Source organism: Ancylobacter rudongensis (assembly GCF_900100155.1).
GTDB classification, from domain to species: domain Bacteria; phylum Pseudomonadota; class Alphaproteobacteria; order Rhizobiales; family Xanthobacteraceae; genus Ancylobacter; species Ancylobacter rudongensis.
The window spans coordinates 21,455-27,826 of record NZ_FMTP01000014.1 but is presented as its reverse complement, the minus strand read 5'-3'; the positions used below and the strand labels follow the sequence as shown (position 1 = coordinate 27,826).

At 68.0% G+C, this 6,372-nt stretch carries 3 protein-coding genes and 1 pseudogene; 2 read left to right on the top strand and 2 right to left on the bottom strand.

Going from position 1 to position 6,372, the window contains the following annotated elements:
• A pseudogene (locus BLO63_RS20610) lies at positions 1-215 on the bottom strand (NAD(P)(+) transhydrogenase (Re/Si-specific) subunit alpha); the annotation flags it as partial.
• A gap of 61 nt (positions 216-276) precedes the next feature.
• Positions 277-3,744, bottom strand: a complete 3,468-nt coding sequence (gene pyc / locus BLO63_RS20605) for a pyruvate carboxylase (protein WP_091444705.1) — start codon at positions 3,742-3,744, stop codon at positions 277-279.
• Positions 3,745-4,172: 428 nt separating this feature from the next.
• On the opposite strand from pyc, the gene pyk reads away from it, so the two are divergent.
• Together pyk and BLO63_RS20595 are read left to right on the top strand one after the other, a co-directional pair.
• Entirely contained in the window at positions 4,173-5,720 is a 1,548-nt protein-coding gene (pyk, locus tag BLO63_RS20600) for a pyruvate kinase (protein WP_091444703.1), read from the top strand.
• A 121-nt stretch (positions 5,721-5,841) separates the two neighbouring features.
• Positions 5,842-6,243 carry a GFA family protein gene (locus BLO63_RS20595; RefSeq protein WP_091444700.1) on the top strand — a complete coding sequence of 134 codons (402 nt, stop codon included), beginning with the start codon at positions 5,842-5,844 and terminating at the stop codon, positions 6,241-6,243.
• Positions 6,244-6,372: the final 129 nt, after the last annotated feature.

Below are 6,372 nucleotides of genomic sequence, written 5' to 3'. Positions count from 1 at the left end.
AGCACGATATCCGCCCCCGCCACCGCCGCGGCGTTATCCGCCACCACAGTCGCCCCCGCGCCCTCATACTCCCCGTCACCAACCCCCGACGCCACACCCGCCCCCGAGGCCACAACAACCGTCGCCCCTAAGCCGACATAGCGCTTTACCGTGTCGGGACTGCCCGCCACGCGCGGCTCGAGGCCCGCCTCTTCCTTCAATATTGCCAATCGCATTTTTGCCTGCCTCCCAAGATTGCCTTCCTCCCAAGAAGGTCGTTGACCGTTTGTTGCGTACCTAGCCGTCGAGAACGACCAGCAGATCCTTGGCGTCGATCGCGTTGCCGGGCGCCACCAGAATCTCCGCGACCGTGCCCGCGCGCGGGGCATGGATCGCCGTTTCCATCTTCATCGCCTCGATGGTGAGCAGCACGTCGCCGGCCTGCACCGCCTGCCCGACCTGCACGGCGAGCGAGGAGATGGTGCCCGGCATCGGCGCGGCGACATGGGCGGGGTTGCCCTCCTCCGCCTTGCGCCGGCCGGCGACCTTCGGCACCGCGTCGCGATCGACCGCCAGGATCATCCGCGGCTGGCCGTTCAGCTCGAAGAACACTTCGACCTGGCCGTCATCGCGGGTGTCGCCGAGCGCGGTGAGGCGCACCATCAGCGTCTTGCCGCGCTCGATCTCGATCGTGGTCTCATCGCCCGGCTTCATGCCGTAGAAGAACACCGGGGTCGGCAGCGCCGAGACCGGGCCGAACTGGGCCAGCACCGGGGCGAAATCGGAAAACACCTTCGGGTACATCAGGTAGGAGGCGAGCTCGCGGTCGCTGGCGGTGCGGCCGAGCAGGGCCGACACATCCGCCCGTTCGGCGTCGAGATCGGCATCCTCCAGCAGCGAGCCATAGCGCACGGTGATCGGCGCCTCGCCCTTCAGCGCCTTGTTCTGCAGCGCCGGCGGCCAGCCGCCGAGCGGCTGGCCATATTCGCCATGCAGCATCGCCACCGCCGAGGCCGGGAAGGCGACATCGCGCGCGGGATCGAGCACGTCGGCGGCGGACAGGCCCTGGCTCACCATCATCAAAGCGAGGTCGCCCACCACCTTGGAGGAGGGCGTGACCTTGATGATGTCGCCGAACAGGTCATTGGCGTCGCGATAGGTGCGCGCCACCTCGTGCCAGCGGCTCTCCAGCCCCATGGAGCGGGCCTGCTCCTTCAGATTGGTGAACTGCCCGCCGGGCATTTCGTGCAGATAGACTTCCGAGGCCGGGCCCTTGAGGTCGCTCTCGAAGGCGGCGTACTGGGCGCGCACGCCCTCCCAATAGAAGGAGATGCGGCGGATGGCTTCCGGGTCGAGCCCGGTGTCGCGGGGCGAGCCGCGCAGCGCCTCGACGATGGAGCCCAGGCACGGCTGCGAGGTCATGCCGCTCATCGCGTCCATGGCGAGGTCGACCGCATCGACCCCCGCCTCCACCGCCGCCAGCACCGAGGCGGCCGCGACGCCCGACGTGTCATGGGTGTGGAAGTGGATGGGGAGGCCGATCTCCTCCTTCAGCGCCTTGAACAGCACCCGGGCGGCGGCGGGCTTGACCAGGCCGCCCATGTCCTTGAGGCCCAGCACATGGATGCCGGTCTTCTCCAGCTCCCTGGCCATGGAGACGTAGTATTTCAGGTCGTATTTCGACCGCGCCGGGTCGAGCAGGTCGCCGGCATAGCAGATGGCGCCCTCGACCAGCTTGCCGGTCTTCAGCGCCTCGTCGATCGAGACGCGCATGTTCTCGATCCAGTTGAGGCAGTCGAAGACGCGGAAAATGTCCATGCCGGCATCCGCCGCCTGGCGGATGAAGAAGCGGACGACGTTGTCGGGGTAATTGGCGTAGCCCACCCCGTTGGCGCCGCGCACCAGCGTCTGCGTCAGGATGTTGGGCACCTGTTCGCGGATCTTCGCCAGCCCTTCCCACGGGTCTTCCGAGAGGAAGCGCATGGAGACGTCGAAGGCCGCGCCGCCCCAGCATTCCAACGACAGCAGGCCGGGCAGGCCGCGCGCATAGGACTCGGCGACGCGGGCGATGTCGTGCGAACGCATGCGGGTGGCGAGCAGCGACTGGTGGGCGTCGCGCATGGTGGTGTCGGTGACGAGGACGCGGTCCTGCGCCAGCATCCAGTCGGCGAAGCCCTTCGGGCCGAGCTGGTCGAGCAGTTGCCGCGTGCCGGGGGCCGGCGCGGCGCGGAAGGCGGGCGGCTCGGGGATGCGGGCGGTGGCGGAAGGGCGGGCGCGGCCCTTCACTTCCGGGTGGCCGTTCACGGTGACGTCGGCGATCCAGGCCAAGAGCTTGGTGGCACGGTCGCGCCTTCCGCCGAAGTCGAACAGTTCCGGCGTGGTGTCGATGAAGCGGGTGGTGTAGCGGCAGGAGGTGAAATCGTCGTGCGTCAGCACGTTCTCAAGGAACGGCAGATTGGTCGCCACGCCGCGAATGCGGTATTCGCGCAGCGCCCGGTGCATGCGGGCGATGACCTCGTCCGAGGTCGGCGCCCAGGCCGTCACCTTCTCCAGCATCGGGTCGTAGAAGCGCGTGACCACGGCGCCGGAATAGGCGGTGCCGCCATCGACGCGAATGCCGAAGCCCATGGCGCCGCGATAGGCGGTGATGCGGCCATAGTCCGGGATGAAATTGTTCTCGGGGTCCTCGGTGGTGATGCGGCACTGCAGGGCGTGGCCGTTGAGGCGGATCTCGTCCTGCGCCGGGATGCCGGTCTCACCGACATCGCCGATATGGCCGCCTTCGAGGATCTTGATCTGCGCCTTGATCAGGTCGAGGCCGGTGACGACTTCCGTCACCGTGTGCTCGACCTGGATGCGCGGATTGACCTCGATGAAGTAGAAGGCGCCGGTATCGGCATCCATCAGGAACTCGACGGTGCCGGCGCCGATATAGTCGGTGGCCCGGCCGATGGCGAGCGCGGCGTCGGTGAGGGCCTTGCGGGTCGCCGCATCGACATAAGGCGCCGGGGCGCGCTCGATCACCTTCTGGTTGCGGCGCTGGATCGAGCAGTCGCGCTCGAACAGATGGACGAGATTGCCATGGGTGTCGCCGAGGATCTGCACCTCGACATGCCGGGCGCGGCGCACCAGCTTTTCGAGATAGACCTCATCCTTGCCGAAGGCCGCCTTGGCCTCGCGCTTGGCGGTCATCACGGCGTCGAGCAGCTTGTCCTCGCTGTCGATCGGGCGCATGCCGCGCCCGCCGCCGCCCCAGCTCGCCTTGAGCATGACGGGGTAGCCGACCGCGCGGGCCGCCGCCAGCACCGCCTGCGGGTCGTCCGGCAGCGGCTCGGTCGCCGGCATCACAGGCACGCCGACCGAGATGGCGAGATTGCGCGCCGCCACCTTGTTGCCGAGGTCGCGCATGGTCTGCGGCGTCGGGCCGATGAAGATGATTCCCGCTTCCGCACACGCCTCGGCGAATTCGGGACTCTCGGACAGGAAGCCATAGCCGGGATGAATGGCGTCGACCTTCGCCTCCTTGGCGACGCGGATCACCTCGTCGATGGAGAGATAGGCGTCGATCGGGCCGAGCGGCTTGGCCAGAAACGGGCCGCGCCCGACGAGATAGGCCTCGTCGGCCTTGAAGCGATGCAGGGAGAGCTTGTCCTCCTCCGCATAGAGCGCGACCGTGGTGATGCCGAGTTCGGTCGCGGCGCGGAAGACGCGGATCGCGATCTCGGACCGGTTTGCGACGAGGAGCTTCTTGATCGTTCGCGTCATGGCGTGGCGTCACCCGTGGTTGCGGTCAGCGAATGTTGAAAACTCGAAACCTGCATCCTGCTGCGGACCAAACGGGCGCCCCGCCTGCCTGCCGCTGCCGGAACCGGCAACCGGACGATGCATCAGCCATGCCGTATTCCATGACGGGATACCGGCGCTCGGTCAGATGCCGCATGCGTGACACGCATAGTGGTATACAGAATTACGCATGCCAGCAAGATTTTTCAGCCGCACGCGCCAGCGCGCGCTCTGCCCGGGCGGTTGCCCTGCCTGCCCTCGCGTCACGCTTTTATGAGCGGTACGGCCCTCGGCGTCGCGAAAGGGACACGCTGCGGTGCAAGATAACATCCGGGAGACAGGGCCAGACTTTTGGTCCATATGAGACGCGCCGGTGCCGCGCATCGGCGAGCCCACCGACGGAGGATATTATGGTTAGCAGGCGTGGACGCGCGACCAAGATCGTGGCGACGCTGGGTCCGGCTTCTTCGAGCCCGGAAATGATCAAGGCGCTTTATGAGGCCGGGGTCGATGTGTTCCGGCTGAATTTCAGCCACGGCACCCAGGAAAACCATGGCCGCGTTCTGGCCTCTGTACGGGCGCTCGAAAAGGAAGTCCGGCGGCCGATCGGCGTGCTCGCCGACCTGCAGGGCCCCAAGCTGCGCCTCGGCCGGTTCGAGAACGGCTTCATCAACCTGACCGCCGGCTCGACCATCCGCTTCGACACCGACCCGACGCCCGGCAACGAGACCCGCGTCTCGATCCCCCATCCGGAAATCCTCGAAGCCCTCAATGAGGGCTCCACCGTGCTGCTCGACGACGGCAAGGTGCGGGTGCGGGTGGTGAAGAAGGGCGCCGGCTATATCGACGCCGAAGTGGTCGCCGGCAACAAGCTGTCGAACAACAAGGGCTTTAACGTCCCCGACGTGCTGCTGCCGGTCTCGGCGCTCACCGACAAGGACCGCGCCGACCTGTTCTTCGCCCTCGACCTCGGCGTCGAGTGGATCGCGCTCTCCTTCGTGCAGCGTCCCGAGGACGTGCTCGAAGCCAAGGAGCTGATCCAGGGCCGCGCCCAGATCAACCTCAAGCTGGAAAAGCCGCTCGCGGTCGAGCACCTCACCCGCCTCACCGAGCTGTCGGACAGCATCATGGTGGCGCGCGGCGATCTCGGCGTCGAGCTGTCGCTGCCGGAAATCCCGGCGCTGCAGAAGCGCGTCATCCGCGAATCCCGCCGCCTCGGCAAGCCGGTGATCGTGGCGACGCAGATGCTGGAATCGATGATCAGCGCTCCGGTGCCGACCCGCGCCGAAGTCTCCGACGTCGCCACCGCCGTCTATGACGGCGCCGACGCGGTGATGCTCTCGGCCGAAAGCGCCGCCGGCCAGTACCCGGTGGAAGCCGTGGCGATGATGGACCAGATCATCAAGCAGGTGGAGCGTGATCCGGGCTACCGCTCGATCATCGAATCCCAGCGCCCCGAGGAAGGCCACTCGGTCGCCGACGCGGTGACGCAGGCCGCCTATCATGCAGCGCTGTCGACCAATGCGGCGGCGATCGTCACCTACACCCTTTCCGGCACCACCACGCTGCACGCGGCGCGCGAGCGCCCGCGCATCCCGATCATCGGTATCGCCAGCCAGCTGTCCACCGCCCGCCGGCTCGTCATGTCCTATGGCGTGCATGTCGTGCACGCGCCGGAGGAGATCCACACCTTCGGCGAGATGGCGGCCAAGGCGACGCAGGTGACGGTGGAGCACGGCTTCGCCACCGAGGGCGACCTGATCGCCATCACCGCCGGCGTGCCCTTCGCCACCCCCGGCACCACCAATGTGCTGCGCCTCGTCACCATCGACAAGGCGATGGCCCATCGAACCCCGCGCCCGGAAGAGGCGGGCGATTCCATGCGCCCGCGGGCCGCTGCGATGAAGGCGGGCGACGCCGTGCTGCGCTCCGACCCGGTGGAACCGGCGGCGGAGTGATTTCGGCGGCTCGGCCGCACCGACACAGGAAAGGCCCGGCTCGCGCCGGGCCTTTTTTGTTGCGCGCGCGGCGCTGATCTGTCGGACTGCGGCGACACGAGGCCAACCCTGCGGGATCCCGATGATGCTTTCCGGTGGCTGCAACTGCGGAGAGGTCCGCTACCAGATCGAGGGCGCGCCGCTGCGGGTCGGGCTGTGCCATTGCGCCACCTGCCGCAGGCAATCCGGCTCGGCCTTTTCCTTCTTCGCCATCTGGCCACGCGCGCGCGTCACGCTGTCCGGCGAATTGTCCTGCTGGCAGGTCCGGGCGGGGGGCGAGCGCTTCTGCCCGCGCTGCGGCGCGCAGCTGTTCTGCTGGGAGGACGGCTCGGACGAGATCGAGGTCAAGCTCGGCACGCTGGACGCGCCGCCGAGCGCGCTGGTGCCAAGCTATGAGCTCTGGACGATCCGCCGCGAGCCCTGGCTGGCGCCGCAGGAGGGCGCGGAGCAGCATTGGCGCGACCGCGAGGCGCCGGAGGACTGACCCCGCGAGAGCTGTACGGGGCCCGGGCGGCCGGTGGGAAGCCCCGACCGGGAAAGCCTGGAATGGAATAGAGCGCAACGGGCGTTGACACATGCGGCGGGGCTCGTCACGCGGCGCGCTCCGGCGGTA